The organism is Lentzea cavernae (genome assembly GCF_014653695.1).
Classification (GTDB): Bacteria; Actinomycetota; Actinomycetes; order Mycobacteriales; family Pseudonocardiaceae; genus Lentzea; species Lentzea cavernae.
Genome location: NZ_BNAR01000028.1, coordinates 16,168 through 37,472, shown reverse-complemented (window position 1 = coordinate 37,472; position 21,305 = coordinate 16,168). Strand labels below are relative to the sequence as shown.

19 protein-coding genes and 6 tRNA genes are annotated in these 21,305 nt (G+C 67.4%); 18 read left to right on the top strand and 7 right to left on the bottom strand.

Annotation, left to right across the window (positions count from 1 at the left end):
- The first annotated feature begins 220 nt into the window (after positions 1 to 220).
- The 4 genes from IE307_RS44650 to IE307_RS44635 are packed head-to-tail and all read left to right on the top strand — an operon-like array spanning position 221 to position 4,103.
- Positions 221 to 997 carry a hypothetical protein gene (locus tag IE307_RS44650; protein ID WP_191305564.1) on the top strand — a complete coding sequence of 259 codons (777 nt, stop codon included), beginning with the start codon at positions 221 to 223 and terminating at the stop codon, positions 995 to 997.
- Positions 990 to 1,862 carry a DNA methyltransferase gene (locus IE307_RS44645; RefSeq protein ID WP_191305563.1) on the top strand — a complete coding sequence of 291 codons (873 nt, stop codon included), beginning with the start codon at positions 990 to 992 and terminating at the stop codon, positions 1,860 to 1,862. The genes IE307_RS44650 and IE307_RS44645 overlap by 8 nt, the downstream gene beginning before the upstream one ends.
- A complete protein-coding gene (locus IE307_RS44640) occupies positions 1,846 to 3,198 on the top strand; it encodes a DNA cytosine methyltransferase (RefSeq protein ID WP_191305562.1) in 1,353 nt (450 codons plus the stop codon). The genes IE307_RS44645 and IE307_RS44640 overlap by 17 nt, the downstream gene beginning before the upstream one ends.
- On the top strand, positions 3,195 to 4,103 hold the full coding sequence (locus tag IE307_RS44635) for a hypothetical protein (protein WP_191305561.1): 909 nt from the start codon (positions 3,195 to 3,197) through the stop codon (positions 4,101 to 4,103). The genes IE307_RS44640 and IE307_RS44635 overlap by 4 nt, the downstream gene beginning before the upstream one ends.
- Before the next feature lie 38 nt (positions 4,104 to 4,141).
- Here IE307_RS44635 and IE307_RS44630 read toward each other — a convergent pair whose 3' ends face one another.
- Entirely contained in the window at positions 4,142 to 4,429 is a 288-nt protein-coding gene (locus IE307_RS44630; protein ID WP_229905644.1) for a helix-turn-helix domain-containing protein, read from the bottom strand.
- A 229-nt stretch (positions 4,430 to 4,658) separates the two neighbouring features.
- Between IE307_RS44630 and IE307_RS44625 the strand changes: the two genes are divergently transcribed.
- Positions 4,659 to 4,985 carry a helix-turn-helix domain-containing protein gene (locus IE307_RS44625; RefSeq protein ID WP_191305560.1) on the top strand — a complete coding sequence of 109 codons (327 nt, stop codon included), beginning with the start codon at positions 4,659 to 4,661 and terminating at the stop codon, positions 4,983 to 4,985.
- Complete coding sequence (locus tag IE307_RS44620) at positions 4,982 to 6,334, top strand: site-specific integrase (RefSeq protein ID WP_191305559.1); 1,353 nt, start codon at positions 4,982 to 4,984, stop codon at positions 6,332 to 6,334. Before IE307_RS44625 ends, IE307_RS44620 begins: the two co-directional genes overlap by 4 nt.
- A 120-nt stretch (positions 6,335 to 6,454) precedes the next feature.
- On the opposite strand, the gene IE307_RS44615 is transcribed toward IE307_RS44620, so the two are convergent.
- The 4 genes from IE307_RS44615 to IE307_RS44600 all read right to left on the bottom strand — a co-directional run bounded on the left by IE307_RS44615 (position 6,455) and on the right by IE307_RS44600 (position 8,433).
- A tRNA-Val gene (locus IE307_RS44615) sits at positions 6,455 to 6,526 on the bottom strand.
- 56 nt (positions 6,527 to 6,582) lie between these two features.
- Entirely contained in the window at positions 6,583 to 7,005 is a 423-nt protein-coding gene (locus IE307_RS44610) for a TIGR02611 family protein (RefSeq protein WP_191305558.1), read from the bottom strand.
- Between the two features lie 22 nt (positions 7,006 to 7,027).
- Positions 7,028 to 7,816, bottom strand: coding sequence for an anti-sigma factor (locus IE307_RS44605; protein WP_191305557.1), 789 nt, complete (start codon positions 7,814 to 7,816; stop codon positions 7,028 to 7,030).
- Positions 7,813 to 8,433, bottom strand: coding sequence for an RNA polymerase sigma factor (locus IE307_RS44600; RefSeq protein ID WP_308436453.1), 621 nt, complete (start codon positions 8,431 to 8,433; stop codon positions 7,813 to 7,815). Before IE307_RS44600 ends, IE307_RS44605 begins: the two co-directional genes overlap by 4 nt.
- Before the next feature lie 256 nt (positions 8,434 to 8,689).
- Here IE307_RS44600 and IE307_RS44595 point away from each other — a divergent pair, with 256 nt between their 5' ends.
- The 10 genes from IE307_RS44595 to IE307_RS44550 all read left to right on the top strand — a co-directional run bounded on the left by IE307_RS44595 (position 8,690) and on the right by IE307_RS44550 (position 16,010).
- Positions 8,690 to 9,115, top strand: a complete 426-nt coding sequence (locus IE307_RS44595) for an SsgA family sporulation/cell division regulator (RefSeq protein ID WP_030477975.1) — start codon at positions 8,690 to 8,692, stop codon at positions 9,113 to 9,115.
- A 106-nt stretch (positions 9,116 to 9,221) separates the two neighbouring features.
- A tRNA-Gly gene (locus IE307_RS44590) sits at positions 9,222 to 9,294 on the top strand.
- A gap of 41 nt (positions 9,295 to 9,335) precedes the next feature.
- A tRNA-Cys gene (locus IE307_RS44585) sits at positions 9,336 to 9,407 on the top strand.
- A gap of 1 nt (position 9,408) precedes the next feature.
- Positions 9,409 to 9,480 (top strand) — tRNA-Val (locus tag IE307_RS44580).
- 238 nt (positions 9,481 to 9,718) lie between these two features.
- Positions 9,719 to 9,791, top strand: a tRNA-Gly gene (locus tag IE307_RS44575).
- 1 nt (position 9,792) lies between these two features.
- A tRNA-Val gene (locus IE307_RS44570) sits at positions 9,793 to 9,864 on the top strand.
- Positions 9,865 to 10,024: 160 nt separating this feature from the next.
- A complete protein-coding gene (locus IE307_RS44565; RefSeq protein WP_191305555.1) occupies positions 10,025 to 10,618 on the top strand; it encodes a TIR domain-containing protein in 594 nt (197 codons plus the stop codon).
- Entirely contained in the window at positions 10,615 to 12,252 is a 1,638-nt protein-coding gene (locus tag IE307_RS44560) for a tyrosine-protein kinase family protein (RefSeq protein ID WP_191305554.1), read from the top strand. The genes IE307_RS44565 and IE307_RS44560 overlap by 4 nt, the downstream gene beginning before the upstream one ends.
- Positions 12,253 to 12,264: 12 nt before the next feature.
- Positions 12,265 to 12,867 carry a hypothetical protein gene (locus IE307_RS44555; protein ID WP_191305553.1) on the top strand — a complete coding sequence of 201 codons (603 nt, stop codon included), beginning with the start codon at positions 12,265 to 12,267 and terminating at the stop codon, positions 12,865 to 12,867.
- On the top strand, positions 12,864 to 16,010 hold the full coding sequence (locus IE307_RS44550) for a helicase HerA domain-containing protein (protein ID WP_191305552.1): 3,147 nt from the start codon (positions 12,864 to 12,866) through the stop codon (positions 16,008 to 16,010). Before IE307_RS44555 ends, IE307_RS44550 begins: the two co-directional genes overlap by 4 nt.
- Before the next feature lie 51 nt (positions 16,011 to 16,061).
- Here the strand turns inward: IE307_RS44550 and IE307_RS44545 are convergent, their stop codons facing one another.
- Positions 16,062 to 16,706, bottom strand: a complete 645-nt coding sequence (locus IE307_RS44545; RefSeq protein WP_229905643.1) for a hypothetical protein — start codon at positions 16,704 to 16,706, stop codon at positions 16,062 to 16,064.
- Positions 16,707 to 16,923: 217 nt separating this feature from the next.
- Here IE307_RS44545 and IE307_RS44540 point away from each other — a divergent pair, with 217 nt between their 5' ends.
- On the top strand, positions 16,924 to 17,100 hold the full coding sequence (locus tag IE307_RS44540; protein ID WP_191305551.1) for a hypothetical protein: 177 nt from the start codon (positions 16,924 to 16,926) through the stop codon (positions 17,098 to 17,100).
- 102 nt (positions 17,101 to 17,202) lie between these two features.
- Positions 17,203 to 18,402, top strand: a complete 1,200-nt coding sequence (locus IE307_RS44535; protein ID WP_191305550.1) for a helix-turn-helix domain-containing protein — start codon at positions 17,203 to 17,205, stop codon at positions 18,400 to 18,402.
- Here IE307_RS44535 and IE307_RS44530 read toward each other — a convergent pair.
- Positions 18,393 to 21,269 (bottom strand): AfsR/SARP family transcriptional regulator, encoded by a 2,877-nt coding sequence (locus tag IE307_RS44530; RefSeq protein WP_191305549.1) that lies wholly within the window; start codon positions 21,267 to 21,269, stop codon positions 18,393 to 18,395. The genes IE307_RS44535 and IE307_RS44530 overlap by 10 nt on opposite strands.
- Between the last annotated feature and the right edge of the window lie 36 nt (positions 21,270 to 21,305).

Here is a 21,305-nt window from a genome sequence, read left to right as displayed (position 1 = left end):
ATTTCCAGGCGCGGCAGTGCGCTCGCCGCCGAATGTGCAAGCGGGTGATGTGGGCTCTGAACTGCGGGTTTAGTAGCTCGATAGCAGGGCGGCGGCCAGTGCTCAGTTGCTGGCGGAATCGCTCACAGAAATCTTCGCGACTTGTGTCCAAAGCGGCGGTGAAAAACGGAGTTAAGGGGCGTCAGGGAGTACCGAACGCACTCGTCGGAGGAGAACCTCGATGACCCCGACACAAGACAACGAATCAGCCTTGACGGCTCCGGTTCAGCTATCGCGGTTGCAGCGAGCGCACCGGCGCTTCCCGCTGCGCCGTCGCGGCTCTTCACGGCTTAGCACCGTGTGGCTGTGCGCTCAGGACGACCTCTGCGGAGGAACTGGCCTGCTCGCCAACTGGTTGTCGGTCGCGATCGTGAAGATCGTCACCACCTACACGCGGCCCGGTAACCGAGTGCTGCTGGTCGAACCCACGCCATCAGGAACGTGCACTGCGAGCGCGCTGCACAACGAGTCCTGCTCGAGCCCGTACGCCGGGCTGCACGAAGCGGCGTGGACCGTGGTCCGACTCGGCCGAGGCGTACAAACGCAGACCGACTTTCGACCGTCCCTCGTCGACCTGTTCGACCTCATCATCACCGCGACAGGGACGGGCAGCTGGCACGAGCCGAACCTGACCGGTTTGGCAGACTCGCTCACCTCGGCAGGCACCCTCGCCGTCATCGCTCGCGGCGAGCGAGCAACCGATCCCGCTGGCTCGTTGGTGCGTTCTGGACGACATGCGGGGCTGCGTTTCGTCGACCGAATCGCGCTGATGCGCACACCGGCTGACGAGCGAAGCCCCACGACCGGAACACCCCTCAGTGATGTCCGCGCGTCGTCTCCGATGCGATTCCAAGCGTCGCGGGTCCGACACACCCCGGCACATGACGACCTCTTCGTGTTCGCCCGACAACCGTCGCTGACTGCGGCGACCAAGGGTGAGAGGTCCGGCGATGTCTGAGCGGCCGGTACGCCCGCTTTCGGTGTGGCCGACCGGACAGCGAGAGCCGGTCGAGCAGCTGGACGACGCCGGTTGTGCGTCCGGCACGGAGGCGGACACCGAGCGAATCCCGCCAGCCCTCGCGGCGCATGCAATCGCGTCCTACACGACTCTCGGCGACCTGGTCCTGGACCCGAACTGCGGTGCCGGCACGGTCCTGATGGAGGCGCTGCGCGCCGGTCGACATGCTCTCGGACTGACGACCGAAAGCAACTGGTGGACGCTCGCTCGCGCCAACGTCACCGCCGCAAAGTCGGCGGGCGCTTGGAGCGACGGCTCGGTGCTCGACGCTCGCCCAAGAACTCTCGCGACCGTCCGGGCTGCTGGCCTCGTCGGGCGAGTCGGACTCGTCCTCACCGCCCTGCGCACCGGATCGGACTACGAGACTGGGCTGACGCACGACGTGGTCGAGTCCGCGGTCGCCGAGATCGCCATGATGATGCTTTGTTGCGAGCCCTTGCTGCGTTCCGGCGGCCGCGTCGTCGTTGTTGCCCGACCGCGTCGGCACTCAGATGGCTCGGCAGTCGACCTGACCACGCGGCTCCTCGCCGCGGGCAGTGCGGCAGGGCTGATCCTGGTCGAGAGGTGCATCGCGCTGAGCGCTGAGTTGCGCGGCGGCCGCTTGGTCCCGCGGGCATCGTTCGCGGAACGTTGGAGCGCAGCCCGTGCATCCGTTGGTGGCACGCCGGCCGCGCTCGTCGCCCACGACGAGGTGCTCGTCTTCCAGCCCGCCCACGAAGCTGCACTCGCGTCAGGCCTGCACGTGCCCTCCTTCCGCCGCGTCCAGCGCACGTTCGCCGGAGGTCGTCATGACTTCGCGGCGTGACTCCGAACCGGACAGTGCCGAGCTGACCGTGGGCTCGTTGTGCACCGGGTACGGAGGGCTGGACCTCGGCTTGCTCGCAGCTTTGGGCGGCGGGCGCGTCGTCTGGGTCGCCGACTCGGATCCACACGTCGGTCGCATCCTCTCCGCGCGCGTGCCCGGCGTGCCGAACCTCGGCGACGTTCGCGCCATCGACTGGGCAACCGTCGAGCCGGTCGACGTGGTGACGGCCGGGTTCCCGTGCCAGGACATCTCCGCAGCCGGTCGGCGGGCGGGCATCGAGAAAGGCGAACGCAGTGGCATCTGGTCCGACATCGTGGCGGGTGTTCGCGTACTACGACCAGCGCTCGTCGTCGTGGAGAACGTCGCCGCGCTTCGCTGGCGCAACGGAGGACTCCACCGCGTACTCGGCGACTTGGCCGAAGCAGGGTATGACGCGCTCTGGCGTAGCGTCCGCGCCTCCGAAGTCGGCTGTGCACACCGCCGCGAACGCGTGTTCCTGCTCGCATGGCTCCGCGGACATAGCGGAAATGTTCGCAACTCCGACCGCTCACGACGGCAGTTCGAACGGTGTCAGCGCGGCCAGCAGGCAGGGTGGTCCGTCGTTGCTGGACCAACTGAGGTTGTTGCCAACACCTACGGCAGCGGACTCACGGTCAGCGGCAATTCAGACGGTCCTCAAGTCCGGCCGGCCGACTCCCAAAGGCTGCGTGACGCTCACCGACTCTGTGCGGCTACTGCCGACTCCGACCGCGGCAAACCCGAACGATGGAGAGGCGACGAGCAAGTGGCTGCGGCGTCGGGAACGTCATCTCCTGAGGAAGATCAACGGCAACGGCATGGGCATGCCATTGCCGATCGCGGTGAAGTTGCTCTCGACGCCGACCGCATCAGATGCGAGATGCTGCGGCCATCGAACCCACGAGGGAAGTCCATCCCTGCCGGACCGATGCCGGCTGTTCCGCGACGACGCCTAGCTGCAGTCCCTGCTGAAATGCAGCCAGCTGTTCTGCAGAGCTCGTCCTCGAATGTGGATTGGGGCGAGTACACGGCAGCCGTCCGCCGTTGGGAGCACCTGCTCGGCAGGGCCGCGCCGTATCCGACCCAACCGAGCAAGAGCGGCCGGCCAGTGCTGGCTCCCGCCTTCGTCGAACACCTGATGGGACTACCCGAAGGCTGGATCAGCGACCTGCCGCTGCCGCGCACGGCGCAACTACGCGCGCTCGGAAACGGAGTTGTTCCGGCCCAGGCTGCCTACGCAGTGTCGTTGTTGTTGGACGACTTCAGAGCGCTGCTCATTGGCGAGCATTCAGCGGATGAAAGCGAGGCAGCGGCATGAGCTCCCTCCAGCAATCAGGTCCGGCGTTGCGACTGCTTTCCCTCGGTGCCGGTGTCCAGAGCACTGTCGTGTTGCTTCTCGCGTGTGACGGGCTCATCCCGTCGTTCGACCACGCGTTGTTCGCTGACACTCGGTGGGAACCTCGCGCGGTCTACGCGAATCTCGCGCGTTGGGCGGAGCACGCTGAACGCAAAGGCATCCCGGTGCGCACCGTCTCGGCCGGGGACATCCGCGCCGATGCACTCGATCCACGCCACCGGTTCGTGTCCATGCCGCTCCACGTGCGGAACCCGGACGGCTCCAAGGGACTGGCGCGGCGGCAGTGCACGAGCGAGTACAAGGTCCGCCCGCTGAAGATGGCCGCTTGGCAGCTGCTCGGCTATCCGCATCCGCACCGAGTCCCGCGAGGTCTCTTCGCGGAGCAGGCGATCGGGATCAGCACGGACGAGTTCACGCGAGCCAAGGACGCGGACGTCGCGTACCTGCGCAACGTGTTCCCACTGCTCGAGCTGGGTTGGGATCGAGCACGCTGCCTTGAGTACCTCAGCGAACGAGGTTTCGGGGAGACGGTGAAGTCGGCCTGTGTCGGGTGCCCGTTCCACGGCAACGCCGGCTGGCGGTGGATTCGAGACAACGATCCTGACGGCTGGGCCGAAGCGGTGGAGTTCGACAGGGTGATCCGCAACGGCTATCCGCACGCGACCGACCAGGGGCAGCCGTTGCGCGGACAGTACTTCCTGCACCGCTCCTGCAAACCGCTGGACGAAGTCGACCTCGAACCACGTGCTGCGTCACGGCGGCACCTGCATCTCGTAGGCGCTGATGCGGAGGACGCCGATCCTGACGGCTGCTCGCCGTGGTCATGCCGCTCGGGCGCAGCGGTGAGTGGAGAGGCGGCGGCATGACTCCACCGTCCGAACGGCAGCGACGTCTTGTTGCTGTGTTAGCTCTTGTCCGACTGATCGGCAGCTTCGGGTTCGTTCGCCAAGGAGAGATCTTGCGGAGCGGCCACACCGTAGAGCTCGTTCGGCGTGCACTGGAGCGTGATGCACAAAGCTTGCAACGTCTCGGTCTTCACCTGGACCGGCTCGTTGTTGATCAGCGCGTACACCGATGGCCCCGACAGGGTGAAGTTGGCGCGCCGCTGCAGAAGGTCGCGCAGTTCCTTGCCTGTCCACACTTCGCGTGAAGCCATCACCTGCCTAAGGCGCCATCGAAGCTGCACCGTCACGCCCTTCCGTGGTCGCGTGTAGGAGGCACTCGTCCAGGGCGCCAACGAGGCTCAGTCTTCCCGATATGCACCAGAAACTCCGTGAGGCCGGGCTACTCATGCCATGCAGGAGAGGTTCAGCCTATCCTCGATAGGTTACAACTATCTCAGATAGGTGTTACCTTACCAATTGGCAACCGATGGATCTGCGGCGAGAGCCCTCGCTGCACCGAAGTGAAAGGCGGTCCGCATGAGTCGAACGGGCTTCGCAAGTGATGTTGACCCGATCGAGACACGCGAGTCGGAAGCGCAACGAAGTGGCGTCGAGCAGCGCGTCTGTGTGTCCAAAGTGCATCTGGAGAACACCGTGGTTGATGTTCATGGCCCCGCACTCGTGTCCATCCCGGAAGCTGCACGGCTCTTGGGGATCAGTCGGGCTTCGGCCTACCGATACGCCGACTCCGGTCAGCTGCCTGGCGCCCGCCGGCTGGGACGACGGGTGTTCGTCGTTCGTGCGCGGCTCATCGAGTTCCTCGAAGCCGAGCGGGACGATGCCGGGGGAGTCGAGGCCGCATGACCGGCGGGAAGAAAAAGCGATCTCGCAAGCGTCCTGATGGATCGGTGTACAAGCGCGGCCGGAAGTGGGCGTATGCCTTTCAGGGGCCTGAGCACCCTCTTACTGGTGTTCGCGAGCAGATCAGGAAGAGCGGTTACGAGACTGAGGACGAAGCGTGGGAGGGGATGGAGGAAGCACGCACTGCGCTCGTCACCGAGACCTACGTGAAGCCGTCTCGTGCCACGATCAACGACTTCTTCGAGCAGTACTTCCCGTACGTTCGCCTCACCACTGAACCGACGACGGCGGCCAACTACGAGACGTTGGCACGGACCTACGTGATGCCGATCGTAGGGAAGCGCCTGATGCAGGACTTCGTGCCGACGATGGTGGCTGCGCTCTACGACTACCTGCTCACGGAGGGGCGTCAGAAGCGCAATACCAACGGCGAGATGTACGAGCTGTGGAAGGAGGCGCGCGCCGCGGATCGGGAGATTCGACTGCGGGAGATCGCCGACAAGGTTGGTGTGACCTACGCCGCTGCACGCCGTGCAGTTCGGCGTTACGAGGTCGGTCGTATCCCGAAGCCCCACGTGCCTGGGCTCGCGCCGAAGACCGTCAAAAGCGTGCACATCATGCTCAGCTCTGCGATGAGCGTGGCGGTGTTGTGGAAGTACATCAATCTCAATCCGATTCGGAGCGTGAAGGCTCCATCGGTTCCGAGGCGGAACCACAGCACTTGGACTCCAGAACAGATGATGCTCTTCCTAGAGCACGCGCGACACCACCGCTGGTACGCGTTGTGGGTCCTCGGGGCGTCGACCGGGGTCCGCCGCTCAGAGTTGTGTGGTGTAGAGGTTGCCGCGTTCGACCTCTTGAAAAAGGTCGTTCGCATGGCCGCCACCACGCGAGTGATCGCCGGAGGAAGAGCAGTGACGGGCGCAGGTAAGAGTCAGAAGAGTCGTCGGCTGCTTGCGCTGGACAGCTTCACGACCGGGGTGTTGACCGCGCATTTCCAGCAGGTGGAGAAGGAGAAGCAGGACTGGGGTGACTCTTATCAGGACCACGGTCTGGCGTTCTGCTGGGAGGATGGTCGGCCGATCTATCCGGACACCATCACCGAGGAGTTCAACAGGCTGGTCGATCTCCTGAAGCTGCCGAAGATTCGGTTCCACGACATCCGGCACACCTACGCGACGATCTCGCTACGAGCTGGCGTGCACCCGAAGATTGTCAGCTCTCGTCTTGGGCACGCGACGGTGGCGTTCACTCTCGACACGTATTCCGCGGACATCGAGGACCTTGATCGCGACGCAGCCGAGGCAGTGATTGGTCTGTTCCTGCCGCCCTCGCAGAAGGGGCTGGCCTGACGTGGAACAACGCCGGTTTAGCACCACTTTCTGCACCGAGGCCCCGAAACGAGGGGTCCGCGCATGCCCGAGAAAGCCGAAAGCCCCCGACCTTCGCAGGTCAGAGGCTTTCGGGTTGTGTGGGCGATACTGGGATCGAACCAGTGACCTCTTCGGTGTGAACGAAGCGCTCTCCCGCTGAGCTAAACGCCCGTGTTCTGTTGTCGTGCTGTCCCGCTCTCGCGGTGTGGTCATAGCCTACAACATCATCAACGAGAACCAAAAATCGGGCTCTGCAACCAGCTCCACTCGAGGCCGAACCAGCCGCCTACCAGGGCGAACACGTTGAGGAAGTAGCAGGTGACCAGGACGATGGCGCAGACGCCCGCCATCACGAGGCCGCGGACCCAGCCGGGCTGGCGCTTGAGCCACTCGACCCAGCGGTCGTAGTAGCGCTTCGCGAACTTCAGGACTCGGCCTGCCCACTCGAACTCCGTGGCGAGGATGGCGAGGCCCGCGAAGACCACGAGCCAGCCCGGGCCGGGGTACGGGATCATGATGATGCCCGCGATCAGCACCAGGCCGCCGATCACGCCCACGCCGATGCGGTACGCCAGGTTGAGGGCCGGGTTCCTGTGGAACCAATGGCGCCAGCCCTTGTGCTCCTCGGGCTTCACGTCGGGCTTCGTCATGTGTCGATCATCCTGTGTGGATTCAGGCGGGTGCAACCTGACCGCCTGCCAGGACCTCCGAGGGTTTCGGAGGAGCCTGGCGGCCTGGTTCGAGCGACACCGCGAAGGTCGTGTGCTTGTGCGCGTCGGAGGACCAGGCCAGCAGTTGCGGGTCGGTCGAACCGGCTCGTACGTCGAACACCGCCAACGGTACCGGCGCTGGCGTGCTCGCACCCCAAACTACGTAAACGTGGCCCGAGTCGTTCGGTTTCAAGTTCGTCGGCATGACGGCGCCGGTGGTGGGGTTGGACAGCACGACCGCCACCTCGTCGCCCGTGCCGGTGCGCAGGACCGCCCTGTTGGTAGCCGGGTTGGCGGCCAGGGAGAGGGCCTTGTTCAGGTCGTTCGTGCGGGCTTCTGAGGCCGCCACCTCGCCTGAGAGCTGGTTGACGCGCACGCCGAGGTAGCCGCCGCCTGCCAGGACGGCCAGTGCTGCCGCGGCGGCCAGCAGGACGCGGCCCGTGCGGCGGCGGTGTTGCGGGCGCAGCGGGGTCGGGGCCGCGTGGCGCGGGGTGTGCGGTGCGGGCGCTTCCACTTCCTGGGGGATGTGCTCGATCTGTTCCATCAGCATGGCGCGCAGGTGTGGTGGTGGTTGTTCCTGCCGGACCGCGCCGCCGATGCCCGCCAGCACCTCCTGCGTCGCCTGCACCGTGTGCCGGCACGTGGCGCAGGTCGGCAGGTGGTCGCGGACGAGTGCTTCCTCGTCGGGCTCCAAGGAGTGCATCGCCCAGCCGACGGCGAGCTCCTCGTGAGCGCACAGGTCGCCGTTCACCGGTGAGCTCCTGTCGTTTCGCCGGTCTCCCCGGCCCACAAGTTCCCCAACGTGCCTCTGAGACGTCTGATTGCCGCGAACGTGCGCGATTTCACAGTGCCCAGGGGTACGCCTGTCAGTTTTGCCACTTCGCACTGCGTGTAGCCACCGAGATAGGCGAGAGCTATCACTTGGCGTTGCTCTTCCGGCAACGTGTGGAGCGCTGCTCTGACCTCGGCGCTGACCACGCTGACCAACGCGGCGTGGTCGGAGCCCTCGACAGGAGGGGAGGCGTCGTCCGTGAGGGGAACAGTTCGACGACGCTGGGTGTTCTCCTTACGTACGGCGTCCACCGCGCGGTGGTGCACCAAAGTCATCAACCAGGTGCCGAAACTTCCGCGGGCGGGGTCGAACCTGGCGGGGTGCCGCCAGAGCGCGAGGAAGGCCTCCTGGACGACGTCCTCGGCCAGCTCGGGATCCACGCAGATGCGCCTGGCCAGCGAGTATGCCGGTGTGCCGTACCTGTCGTACAGCTCACCGAACGCCGACCGATCGCCCTGTGCGAGTCTTTGCACGAGCTCGAAATCGGTCGGCCGGCCGTCGCGTGTCGCAACGGTTGGGCCGGGCGAGTCAGCCACCAGAGATGTCCTCACGTCCAACATTCGCGCAACAGCCGGTACCGGGTTCAGGTTAGACCCAGCAAGATGGGAGTCGCTGAACGCGGGCTAACGAGTGAGGAGGGCACGGAGCGCGTGCAAACCGTCGCGTTACGCAGTCAAGCTGACCCGATGGGGTGATATGCGCCCGTTCCGCGAGCGTTCCTCGCCACATGCACGTCACAACTGAGGTGCTCGGTCGTTTCATTGACCGGGAAGGGAGAAGAGGGTAACGACGATGCGCAACGATCACGTGACGCTCCGCTCGACAGCGGTCTTCGACCTGCTGGCACCGAGGACCCCCGCGGTCCCGGTTCAGGTGGAGCTGCGATACGACACAAAGGACCCGTACGCGGTCGTCGCCGCGTTCCGCACCGGCCGCGCCGGTTGGGTCGAGTGGGTCTACGCCCGCGACCTGCTCGCAGACGGTCTCATCGCCGACGCCGGCGACGGTGACGTCCGGATCCGCCCCGCCGCCGACGACCCCGAGGTCGTCGTGATCGAGCTGAGCTCTCCGTCCGGGCACGCCATGTTCGAGGCTTCCGCCCAGGAGCTCGCCGACTTCCTCGACCGGACCTATGACGTCGTGGTGCCGGGCAACGAGCACCTCTGGGTCAACGTGGACGAGGCGCTCACGCACCTCATCTCGAACGACCTCAGCTGAACAACCCGAGGTAGGGGGCCCGCGAAGTGGTGCGGGCACCCCCGGTGAAACCCGCTTGACCCCCTCGTATAAGCTTCGTTTCAACATCATGAAGTCAGTGATGTACGCGGATGTAGCGCAGTTGGTAGCGCATCACCTTGCCAAGGTGAGGGTCGCGAGTTCGAGTCTCGTCATCCGCTCTGTGGTTCCCCGGTGGGTTCACCGAGGAGTCATAACTCCTGGCGGAGTGGCCGAGTGGCTTAGGCAAGGGCCTGCAAAGCCCTGTACACGGGTTCGATTCCCGTCTCCGCCTCGGACGATTAGCTCAGCGGGAGAGCACTACCTTGACACGGTAGGGGTCACAGGTTCAATCCCTGTATCGTCCATGTGGGACTCGGGGCGAGCCGGTTCGCGGAAAGCGCGAACCGGCTCGCCCCGCAGTGTTTTCTGGGGGTGCAACCCCCAGACCCCGCCCGGCGGGCTTCGCCCCCGGATCCCCGGCGGTGCGCGCCTCGCGTGAGTCGGCTGGGAGGAGGCGTTCCAAGTGCTCAAGATCAGCCGATTTGGAACTTCGGGGGACCGTCGGATAAAGTTCCTCTCGCACCACGGGAAACCGGGAGCAACGCGGATGTAGCGCAGTTGGTAGCGCATCACCTTGCCAAGGTGAGGGTCGCGAGTTCGAGTCTCGTCATCCGCTCGGACGATTAGCTCAGCGGGAGAGCACTACCTTGACACGGTAGGGGTCACAGGTTCAATCCCTGTATCGTCCACTCACCGCCGGAAGCCCCCGATCGAACATGATCGGGGGCTTCTTGCTGTTCCGGGGCAGTTCGGTCGACCAGTTAATGTCCAGTTTATGGTCTGAACCGCCGAAAATGCCCACTTTTTTGTCTTTTATCAACGCTGCAGTCGCATCTACCGTGATGCGCTGTGTCCTACAAGTACGATTTCTTCATCAGCTACAGCCGTCGTGGCAGTGTGCAGAAATGGCTGTTGACCCACTTCTACAACAAACTCGTCGAGTACCTCGCCGACGAGTGCGCCCCCGCGCCCAAGGTGTACATGGACCGCACCATGCCGCGGGCCGTGGAGTGGGCGTACAACCTGGAGAACTCGCTGCGGCACAGCAAGATCATGATCCAGCTCCTGACCCCGCCGTACTTCGAGTCGGACTGGTGCATGGCGGAGCTGGAGAGCATGCAGGCCCGGGAGGCCGTGCTCGGGCTGGCGGGTGCCGACATCTCCCAGGGACTGATCTACCCGATCCTGTATTCGGACTCCGAGAATTTCCCGGACATCGGCAGAATGCGTTCCTGGCAGGACTTCAAGGAATACGCGCATCCTGATGCGGTCTACCAGGATTCCGTCGACTACCTCGCCTTCTGCCGGCAGGTGAGGGTTCTCGCCCGCGATCTGGTGCAGCTGGCGAAGCAGGTGCCGCCGTGGAGTCCTGACTGGCCGATCGTCGAACGGCCGAATCCGGTGCTCATCCCGCCTCCGCCGTTGCCGAGGTTCGAGCCATGACCGGAACCGTGATCACGTTCTACTCCTACAAAGGCGGCGTCGGACGCAGCTTCACCCTCGCCAACACGGCTGTCCTGCTCGCACGCTGGGGTTATCGCGTTCTCGTCGTCGACTGGGATCTCGAGGCGCCGGGTCTGCACCTCTACTTCGAACCGCACCTGAGCAAAAGGCCGCGCAGTGGTGTGGTCGACATCGCGCACGAATTCCAGGCCGGTGTGCGCACGCCGAGCACCCATGAGGTGAAGGTCGGCGTGGAAGGGGTCCTCGACCTGATCGCGGCGGGCGGTGTCGACGAGCTGGGGCTGGAGCCCTCGTACGCGAGCCGGATGCAGTCGCTCGACTGGGAGGAGCTGTACCGGCGGGGGTTCGCGGCCCACCTGGAGGAGTACCGCGAGCAGTGGATCGCCAAGTACGACTTCGTCCTGATCGACAGCCGCACCGGCGTCTCGGACATCGCGGGCATCTGCACCGCCCAGCTGCCCGATCGGCTGGTCGTCGTGTTCACCGCGAACGACCAGAACCTCAACGACGTGGTCGGCATCGCGCACCTCGCGGACAAGGCCAGGGACCGGCTGCCCTACGACCGGCCGCGGCACCAGGTCATGCCGGTGCTGTCCCGGCTGGACAACCGCATGGAGTACGAGCGGGCCGAGACGTGGCAGAAGAAGTGCGCCGAGGTGGTCACCCCGCTGTTCCGCAACTGGCTGGTCAAGACCGTGACGCCGGAACAGATGCTCCGGCACGTCACCATCCCCTACATCTCCTACTGGAGCTTCGGCGAGCTGCTGCCCGTGCTCGAGGAGCAGGTGCCGTCGTCCGACCAGATCTCGTTCGCGCTGGAGACGGTCGCCGCGGTGATCGCGCAGCAGTTCGACCGCACCGACCTGCTGCGCGACAACCGGGACGCCTACGTGGCCGCCGCGAGGATCCGGCGCCGCAAGTTCGACCTGGACCTGCTCGTGTCGAGCCCGCGGACGCTGTGGCGCACCGGTACCGAACTGATCACCGAGCTCCGTCTGCTCGGGATCAAGGCCGACCGGTCGGTGTCCGGTGATCCGGAGATCCTCGACCAGGCCGCGGACGCCGCCGAGCACCTCTGCCTGGTGGTCGCCGGCGAGCTGAGCCGCTGGCAGCTCACCGAGGCGGAGCGGTTCATGCGCAGGACGCTCAGCCCGGACGGCGCGCAGCGGCAGCTGTTCTGCCTGCTCACGCGCGGCACCGACCGCGAGCGGCTGCCCGGGTTCCTGCGCAACCTCCGGCACCTGGAGTTCGACCCGACCATCCGTCCCGTCCGCGTGGCACGCGAGCTGCACGACCTGGTCAAGGCCGCCCCCGCGCCCGAGACCGCGCCGGACCAGGAGGCGTTGAAGGACGCCGAGGCCGCGTTGCGGGAGGTGCCGGAGCAGTTGCCGTACGCCGGGAGGGTCGCGCTCGTCGAGGAGACGGTCCGCGGCATGGCGGGGGCTCTCGACGACGACGACATGGAGCTGTTGCGCGACAGGTCCGCCGATCTGCTGCTGCTGAGCAAACCGCATCGCAACGGGTCCGGGGTGGCGGCTCCCGCACTGCTGCGCACCGAGGTGAGCGCACTGCTCGCCCGGATCGAGCGACGAATCAACGCGTTCACCGACTGAAAGGGCGGCGTGATGCCGGAGACGTACGCACCCAGCGCCAGGGCTGCACTGGTCCAGCTGATGCTCGAGGGCCGGGTGATCCCGAACGTGGAGCTGGTGAAGGAGTTCAAGATCGAGCTGGGGAAGGACGATCGCGACGCGCTGAACGACGACGGCCTTCTCGAGTCGTCCAAGGAGGGCCGGCGGCTCGTCCACCGGATCACGGACAAGGGCATCGCCTGGTGCATCAACGACCTCAGCGAAGGTGAGGCTCCGTCGCGCATGGGACCACTGGCTCGGGTGCACGCCGCGGTGCTGCGCCGCGTGATGCGCTTCCTCAAGGAGCGCGGCCTGTTCGGCGAGGCGGTGCGCCCCGCGGACCTGGAGGACCTGATCCGGCAGGTCTACCTCGAGCTGGGTGACGGTTACCAGGACTGGGTCCGGCTCGCCAAGATCCGCCCGCGGCTCAGTGCCGAGCGCGGCGAGGTGGACGAGACGTTGCTGCAGATGGTGAAGGCCGGTGACACGCACCTGGTCGCGAGCGCGAACCAGAAGGTGCTCACCGAAGAGGACCACGCGGCGGCGATACGGATCGGCGGCGAGGACAAACACCTCATGGCGATCGAGGAATCATGACCGAACATCTGCGCGAGGCGCTGGCGGTCGTCCGCTTCAACTCCGCCGAGACACCCGACGACGTCTGGCAGGCTTCGCCGTTCCACGTCGACGGCCTGCACACCAGGGCCGAGCACCGCCTCAAGGCCGGCATCGCGGACGCGAGGGACAGCAGGGGCCCGAGCATCGGCGGCCTGGTGCTGCAGGGGGAGAAGGGCGTCGGGAAGACGCACCTGCTGGGGTCGGTCCGCCGCATGGTGCAGGAGCAGGGCGGCTACTTCTTCCTGGTCGAGGTCACGTCGGGCAAGGCGTTCTGGGACGACGTCGCCGAGGCCATGCGCGGTGAGCTGCGGCGGGCCAACGACGAGGGCGACCTCCAGCTCACGGTGCTGCTGCGGGACCTGTGCCTGGGCGCTGACGTGCCCGCCGAGGTCGCGAGGGCCGTCACGGGTGAGGCCTCGCTGACGCCGGAGATCCTGAAGACCTTCCTGCACGGACTGCGCAATGTGGACAGTCGCATCGCGGTCGAGTGCGGTGACGCCATCCGGGCGCTGGTGTTGTACGCCTCGGAGCACTCCGATGTCGGAAGGGCGTTCCTGAAGGGCTCGGACGACCCCGGCGAGGAACGTCGTCGCTGGGGACTGCCGGCCGAGGCGGGTCAGTCACGCGCCCTGGTGCGGGACATCTCGCGCGTTCTCGCGATGACCGGGCCGTGCGTGATCGCCGTCGACCAGCTGGACACGCTGGTGAACAAGGGACGCGACGCGGTCGGGGAGGCGGTGACGAACCCGGAGCTGGTGCAGGAGATCGGTGACATCGCCGACGGCCTGATGCAGCTCAGGGAGACCACGCGGCGCACCATCACCGTCGTGGCGTGCCTGCCCGACACGTGGGCGTTGCTGAAGTCGATCGCGAGCACCACGGTCGAGGACCGCTTCACGATGACCCCGATCCTCGCGGCGATCGCGGATCCGGCCGTCGGCCGGCGGTTGGTGGAGAAGTGGCTCGGGGTGATCTACCAGCGCAACGGCATCGTGCCGCCGCACCCGACCTGGCCGGTGGCGCCCAGCGCGTTCCAGCCGGAGACCTGGGTGGGCCGCACTCCGCGTCAGCTGCTGAGGCGGGTGCACCAGCACGCCGAGGCGTGTCTGTACGGGGACATCAAGGAACTGGGCTCGTTCGACGAGCCCGTCAAGTCCGAGGCGGCACCGGTGCCGGTGCCCGCCGGGCCAGAACCGGACTACATGGCGGAGTTCGACGCCAGGTTCGCGCAGCTGAAGGCGGCGGCCGCGATCGTCGCCGTGGACGTCAGGCCGCACAACGAGGACGAGGTGCTGCCCGCGTTGCTGCTGGCGGGGATGAAGTCCTGGATCACCGAGGTCGGCAACGACGAGCTGAAGTGGCACCCGGAGCCGCACTCCGACGACATGGGGCTGCACGCGGGTCTGCGGCTGACGGTGAACGAGGAACTGGACACCCAGGAGCGCTGGGGCCTGCGGTTCATCGCGAGCAGTCACGGCAACCGGGTGCTGCGCAAGCTGCGTGACGCCCGTGCCGCGGCGGAGGGGACCCACGGCGCGCGGGGCAGGCACCTGATCATCATCCGCAACGGGCCGAAGGGCTGGACCGGGGCGGTGACGCGGAGCCTGGTCGCCGAGATCCAGGGTGCGGGTGGCCGGTGCGTCGACATCACGGATGACGACCTGCGGACGTTCAGCGCTCTCAAGGAGATCTGCGCCGTGCAGACGCACCAGCTGCTCGCCTGGCTGGTCGCGCGGAAACCGGCCAGCGGCACGACGTTCCTGCGGTCGGTGCTGCCCGGTCAGGAGCGAACGGCGGCCAGCCACCAGGAGACGCGCCCTCCGCCGCAGCAGAAAGCCTCGAAGCCGAAGCCACAACCGGAATCCCAGCCGAAGCCGGAGTCGAAGCCGGTGGTGGAGCAGGCCGGTGACGGGGCGATCGTGCTCGGGATGGACGGGGAGATCCGGATCGAGCTGGAGTCGTTGCGCAAGCACGCGATCGTGTTCGCGGGGTCCGGTAGCGGGAAGACGGTGTTGCTGCGGCGGATCGTCGAGGAGTGTGCGCTGCAAGGGGTTTCGGCGATCGTGCTGGATCCCAACAACGACCTGGCGCGGCTGGGTGATGCCTGGCCCGAGGTGCCGGGGGAGTGGCGGGCCGGGGACGAGGCGTTGGCCGCGGAGTACCTGGCCGGCACCGAGGTTGTGGTGTGGACGCCTGGGAGGGCCGGTGGGCGGCCGCTGAGTTTTCATCCCCTGCCGGATTTCGCGTTGGTGCGGGGGGATCAGGACGAGTTCGAGGCGGCGGTCGAGGCCGCTGTGGCGCGGTTGGTGCCTCATGCCCGGATTGCCAGTGAGACGAAGTTCGCTGTTCGGGGGCGGGCTGTGCTCAAGGAGGCGTTGAAGCACTACGCGCGCAGTGATCGGCGGGACCTCAACGGGTTCGTGGACCTGTTGGCGGAGTTGCCGGACGGGGTGAGCAAGTTGTACTCGGCCACGGCCACCGCTGCTGATCTGGCGGAGACGTTGAGGGCCGCGATGGTCAACGATCCGCTGCTCGCGGGGACCGGTGACGCCACGGATCCCGGGGTGTTGTTCGAGCCTTCGGAAGGGAAGAAGGCCCGGATTTCAGTGATCAGCTTTGTCGGGTTGCCGTCCGACGAGCAGCGGCAGGGGTTCATCAGCCAGTTGCAGCTGGAGGTGTTCGCCTGGATCAAGCGGAATCCCGCCGTGGACCGGCCTTTGGGCGGGCTGATGGTGATGGACGAGGCGCAGACGATCGCGCCTTCCGGTGGAGTCACGGCCAGTACGCAGACCACGATTCTGCTGGCGTCGCAGGCACGTAAGTACGGGCTCGGGCTGGTGCTCGCCACTCAGGCGCCCAAGGGTGTGCACAACCAGGTGACCGGCAACGCGACGACGCAGTTCTTCGGGCGGTTGAACAGTCCGGCGCAGATCGCGGCGGCGACGGAGATGGCGCGGGCCAAGGGGAGTTCGATCGCGGACATCTCCCGGCTGGAGCGCGGGCAGTTCTACGTCACCGGGGACACGTTCGGGTTCCGGCGGATGCGGGCTCCGTTGTGCCTCAGCCACCACCCGCCCAGTCCGTTGCGGCTGGAGGAAGTCATCGAGAAAGCCCGGGAATGAGCGAAAGGGCGGTGCCCCGAGGAAGGGGGGCACCGCCCTTTCGCCTTGGGCTCACAGTGTGGTGAGCATGTCCTCGATCCGTTGCCACAGCGTGGAGAACTCCGCTGGGCCGCCGAGGACGACGAAGTTCACGATGTCGTCGCTGGTGCCGTCGCGCCGCACTTCGAGTGCGTAGACCTTGTCCTCCGCGCGTTCGACGCGCACCGCGATCGTGGTGTCGCCCTGGTGCATGGTGCCGGCGAGGCCGCGCCTGGCGAGGGCGGGGGAGGCGGCGGCGAACTGCTCCGCCAGGTGGCGCAGGGCCGCGTTCTGCTCGGCGTGGCCGCTGAACGGGGTGGGGGCCGGCTGCTTCAGCGCGGCCACGGCGTCGGCGACCGGGATTCGGGGCTGCTGCGAGGTTTCCGCGGTTTCGACGCGGGCCACCAGGGTGTCGACGAGGTGCTCGTCGGCGCGCAGGTAGTCGGGTGACCAGGGCGCCTCGCCCGTCAACACCGGCAGGACGTGGTCGTCGCCGGTCGGCAGCTCGTCCGCCGTGGACGCGAACGGGACCAGGAAGCGCACCTGTGCCTGGGGCAGGTCGTTGCTCTCGAGCACGGTCAGGCCGCGCTGGCGGCACGCCTCGACCACCTCGTCGGCGACGGCGCGCTGGTCCTCGGCGAACGACACGGCGATGTCGTAGTTCGCGGGTTCGATCACTCCACCCTCCTCGGTGAAAGCCGGCCGGCGGCCGGACGCGCGCAGTGTTCACGAGGGCTGTTGACCAGAAGTGGATGAGGAGTGGACGTGTTGACCACCTCGGTGGGCAACGGGAAACACCTGGTTCCAGGCTTTTCGAAGACGAATGCTCGAAGGGAGCCCGCAGAAAGCGGGCGAAATCCGGAAATCAATTCCGATTGCCTTCGGGAGATTCGCCATGTCCAAAATCGTGTCCACTGTCGCGGCCGGTGCCGCCACGCTCCTGACCGCGCTCGCCGTCGCGGCCTCCGTTTCCGGTGGTGTCGCGGCGAACGCCGACGACAACCCGCCGCCGCCCCCCACCACGACAACCACGGAGAACCAGGACGGCCACGGCAACCCGTGGCACGGATGATCTGACGCGAATTCGCCCCGGCCATTTCTCGAAACGGCCGGGGCGATTGCGGTGCAACGGTCGGGATGATGTACTCGGAAGACGCCGGAGCGGGAGGCAATCGTGTCCGAAACTTTTGGTGAGTTGCTGCGTGCGCATCGCGTCGCGGCGGGCTTGTCGATGGGCCAGCTGGCCAAGCTGATCCATTACAGCAAGGGTTATCTCAGCAAGATCGAGAACGACCTCAAGCCGCCGACGCCGACGGTGGCGCGGCTGTGCGACGGCGTGCTGGACGTCGGTGGCCTGCTGGTCGAGGCCGCCGTGCACGGACCGTCCTCACGGGACGCGGGAGGCGTGGGCCGGCGCCAGGTGCTGGTGGCCGGGACGATGCTCGGCGTCGGCGCGCTCACCGGCACGGGCCCGCGGCCGGTGCCGGACGAGCACGTGATCACCGCGATGCGCACCTCGTTCGAACAGCTGCGCGGCCTCGGGCTGCGCACCAGTCCGCAGGTGGTGCTCGAACCGCTGCAAGCGTTGCAGCACACCGTGCACGGCATGGCGCGGGAGAACGCCGGACCGGTGGGCACGCGGCTCCTGCTGCTCGCCGCGCGCATCGCCGAGTACACCGGCTGGATGTGCCAGGAGGCGGGCGACGAGCAGGCCGCGCTGTGGTGGACCAGGCACGCGTCCGAACTCTCCCGTGCCGCGGGAGATCCGGCCATCGCGAGCTACGCGTTCGTGCGGGAGGCCGGTCTGGCGCTCTACCGCCAGGACGCGCCCGCCACGATCCACCTCGCCCAGCAGGCGCAGTGGATCGGCCGGGCCGGCTCCCGCGTTCTCGCCCTGGCCGCCCGGCGGGAGGCGCAGGGTCACGCGCTGGCGGGTGACCGGAGTGCCGCGGAACGCGCGTTCGACCGTGCCGCGGGCCTGATGGAGACCGCGGCACCGGACAGCTCGTACCCCGTGCTCGGGTCGACCGCTCCCGACCCGCTGGAGCTGGCCAGGGGCTGGGCGCTGTCGGACCTCGGACTCAACGCCGAGGCCGCGGTGGTGCTGGACCGGCAGCTCACCCTGCTGCCGGCCACGTCCCGCCGGAGCCTGGCCCGGTTCGGGGCCAGGCGATCACTCGCTCTCGCGCTGTCGGGCGAGGTCGACGAGAGCTGCCGCACGCTCGCGTTCGTGGTGGACGACGCGGCGCACGTCGACTCCGCGACGGTGCGGACCGACCTGAGGCAGCTGGCGAGAACCCTTGGCCGGTGGCACAACCACGGTGCTGTGCGCGAGATCTACCCCGGCCTGAAACGACTTCTCACTCACCGCTGACCGCACGCGCACGTCAGCGCGGCCCGTTCTCGCCGGACCTCGTCGGCCTCGGGCTGGTCGAGGTCGCGGAGCACCTCCTCGGCCGCGTCCCAATGCGCCACGGCCTGAGCGTGCCTGTCCATGGCGTGCAACGTTCGTGCGGCGCCGATCTGTCCGTAGGACTCGTGCGTGCGGTTGCCGTTACCTGCGGCCACGTCCAGCAACGACTGGTAGAGGCGCAGTGCCGCGCCGAGGTCGCCACGGTCCTTCTCCGTGGCGGCTCTGTCGCGGAAGAGGCTCGCCTGCAGCTCCACGTCGGTCAGCCCGGCAGCCGCCCTGTCCGCCAGGTCGTGGTGGTGCACCGCTTCGGTGAGCCTTCCGGCGAGCCGGTGGGCGTCGGCGATGTTGGTCAACGCGTAGGCCATCACGCAGTTGTCGCCGAGCTCGACCGCGATGTCGTGCGCCTCCAGGTGATGGGTGATCGCTTCGTCGAGCATCCCGAGGTACTGCTCGTTCGCACCCAAGTTGTTCAGCACGTGCGCGAGCCCCTGGAGGTGTCCGCACTCCCGCAGGAATCCCACTGCGGCTTGGTGTTGCCGGACAGCGATGTCGTACCTGCCGTGCTGCTCGTTGATGTAGCCGAGCGAACTCAACGCATGCGCCTGGCCGCGCAGGTCGCCGCACTGCTGGTACTTCGTCAGTGCGGCCTCGAAGTGCTTCGCCGCCTTGTCGTGCGCACCGAGCTGCATCGCGGAGACGGCGATGGCGCACAGCGCCGCGGCCTCACCCGGCACGTCGCCCCGGCGGGTCCAGTTCGCCAGCGCCTGCTCGGCGAGGTCGAGCGCCTCCGCGTGACGGCCGAGCCGGTCGTTCGCGATGGAACGGCGGTAGAGCACGTGCGCCCGGCCGTAGTCGTCCTCCGGCCGCACCGAACTGACGGCGTCGATCCAGTCGTCGAACCGGTTCGCGGTGTTGAAGTGCCGCCAGAGGAGCGAGGCGAGCCGCCACGCGTGATCCGGGTCCGCATGACCGATCGCGGCCATCAGGTTGTCGCGTTCGGCGATGATCCACGCCAGCGCCTCGTTCTCCTGCGTGAACCGCACGGCCTGCGGGCTTTCCCGCTCGACGGTCGGCAGAGCGGAGCGGTCGAACGGGTACGCGACGCGCACGGCGTCGGCCAGCGTGACGAGGTAGAAGTCCAGCAGGCGTTCCAGCGCGTCCGCGGCCGGAGGTTCGAGAGCGGCGAACTCCTTGATGGAGTCCAGCACCTGGTAGCGCTCGGGCGCGACCTCTTCCAGCAGGCAGACCTCGTGCAGCTCGTGGAGCAGCTTGCGGGTGCCGGCGACGTCACGGCCGATGAACGCCGCCGCGCCGACGATGTCCACGTCAGGCCCCGGCAGGTGTCCGAAGAGGCGGAAGACCCGCTGCTGCTGGGCGTCGAGCTGGCGGTAGGAGGCGTGGATCGCGGCGCCGTCCTCCCGCCACGTCCCGGTGTCGTCCATCTGACCGAGCAGGTACTCGAGCGACCACCTGTCGTGCTTGCGCAGCAACGCCGCCGCGACGGTGATCGACACCGGCATGTAGCCGCAGCGCTTCACGAGCCCCGCGACGTCCGCGGACCTGCCGCGCACGCGTGACGGGCCGGTCAGCCTCTGGAACAACGCGGACGCTTCGGCCGCGGGCATCGGGGCCAGCCGCACGTGCTCGCTGATGTCGGGCTCACCCAGCCTGCGGCTCGTGACGACGGCGAAGCAGTCGCGCGCCTCCGGCAGCAACGGCCGGATCTGCTCCGGCGACGCCGCGTTGTCCAGCACCACCAGCGTTTTCGTGCCGTAGAGATGCGTTTGGTAGAGCGTTGCCTTGCGCCCCACCGTGTCCGGGATCTGCTCGGCGGGCACGCCCAGCTCGGTCAGCAGCTGCGTCAGGGCCTCCGACACCGACAACGGTGTCACGTTCGGGGTGAACCCGCCCAGCCGCACCAGGAGCTGCCCGTCGGGGAAGCGGTGGCGCAGGCGGTGCGCGGCCTCGACGGCGAGGCCGGTCTTGCCGACACCGGGCGCGCCGCTGATCCACACCGCGCGCCGCTCGTCCGATCCCGCCGCGGCCGCCTCGATCACGGCGAGCTCCTCCGACCGGCCGGTGAACCCGCCGGGACGCGACGGCAGTGAGCTCGCGGGCTCGCCGCGCCGGGCGCGTTCGGCCAGGTTGCGCAGCACGGTTCCGGGTTCGAGGCCCAGTTCGGCGAGCGCGCCGGACGCCGCGTCGAAGGCCTTGATCGCCCCGACCCGGTCGCCGCCCGCGATCAACGCGCGCATCAGCAGTTCGGCGTACTTCTGGTGGGCCGGGTCGATCCGCACGGCGCGGCGCATGCGGTCGCGGGCCGAGCGGTGGTCACCGGTGTGCAGTTCCAGTTCGGCCAGGTCGCCGAGCGCGTCGAGGTGCGCCTCGTCCGGCGGGATCACCTCGGTGCCGCCGATCCGGTCGATGTTGATGTCCTCCAGGAACTCGCCGCGCCACAGCGCGACGGCCTCGCGCAACAGGTCGACGGCGCGCCGCTGGTCGTTGTCCTGCTGGGCCCGCGTGGCCCCGGCGCGCAGCCGGTCGAAGCGGATCGAGTCGATCTGCTCCTCGTCCACCCGCAGGAGGTAACCGGTGGGAGTGCGCTCGATCTCCGCGTCGGTCCCGTCGAACGCCTTGCGCAGCTTGTTGATGTACCCGCGCACCAGCGTGCGGCGCTCCGGGTTGTCCGGCCACACGATCTCGGTGATCCGTTCGGGTGACACGGGCTTGTTCGCGTTCAACAGGAGCACGACGAGGATGAAGCGTTGTTGCTGGTCCCCCAACGGTACGGCGGTGTGGTCGTGCCACGCCTCCAGTGGACCCAGCATCCGAAATTCCACGCCGCCTCCCGATCTGAAGCTTCC

Excerpts from the sequence above, each read along its gene's own strand:
- IE307_RS44650 (WP_191305564.1), top strand. The coding sequence starts at position 221 with ATGACCCCGACACAAGACAACGAATCAGCCTTGACGGCTCCGGTTCAG.
- IE307_RS44645 (WP_191305563.1), top strand. The coding sequence starts at position 990 with ATGTCTGAGCGGCCGGTACGCCCGCTTTCGGTGTGGCCGACCGGACAG.
- IE307_RS44640 (WP_191305562.1), top strand. The coding sequence starts at position 1,846 with ATGACTTCGCGGCGTGACTCCGAACCGGACAGTGCCGAGCTGACCGTG.
- IE307_RS44635 (WP_191305561.1), top strand. The coding sequence starts at position 3,195 with ATGAGCTCCCTCCAGCAATCAGGTCCGGCGTTGCGACTGCTTTCCCTC.
- IE307_RS44625 (WP_191305560.1), top strand. The coding sequence starts at position 4,659 with ATGAGTCGAACGGGCTTCGCAAGTGATGTTGACCCGATCGAGACACGC.
- IE307_RS44620 (WP_191305559.1), top strand. The coding sequence starts at position 4,982 with ATGACCGGCGGGAAGAAAAAGCGATCTCGCAAGCGTCCTGATGGATCG.
- IE307_RS44610 (WP_191305558.1), bottom strand. The coding sequence starts at position 7,005 with ATGACGAAGCCCGACGTGAAGCCCGAGGAGCACAAGGGCTGGCGCCAT.
- IE307_RS44595 (WP_030477975.1), top strand. The coding sequence starts at position 8,690 with ATGCGCAACGATCACGTGACGCTCCGCTCGACAGCGGTCTTCGACCTG.
- IE307_RS44560 (WP_191305554.1), top strand. The coding sequence starts at position 10,615 with ATGACCGGAACCGTGATCACGTTCTACTCCTACAAAGGCGGCGTCGGA.
- IE307_RS44555 (WP_191305553.1), top strand. The coding sequence starts at position 12,265 with ATGCCGGAGACGTACGCACCCAGCGCCAGGGCTGCACTGGTCCAGCTG.
- IE307_RS44550 (WP_191305552.1), top strand. The coding sequence starts at position 12,864 with ATGACCGAACATCTGCGCGAGGCGCTGGCGGTCGTCCGCTTCAACTCC.
- IE307_RS44540 (WP_191305551.1), top strand. The coding sequence starts at position 16,924 with ATGTCCAAAATCGTGTCCACTGTCGCGGCCGGTGCCGCCACGCTCCTG.
- IE307_RS44530 (WP_191305549.1), bottom strand. The coding sequence starts at position 21,269 with ATGCTGGGTCCACTGGAGGCGTGGCACGACCACACCGCCGTACCGTTG.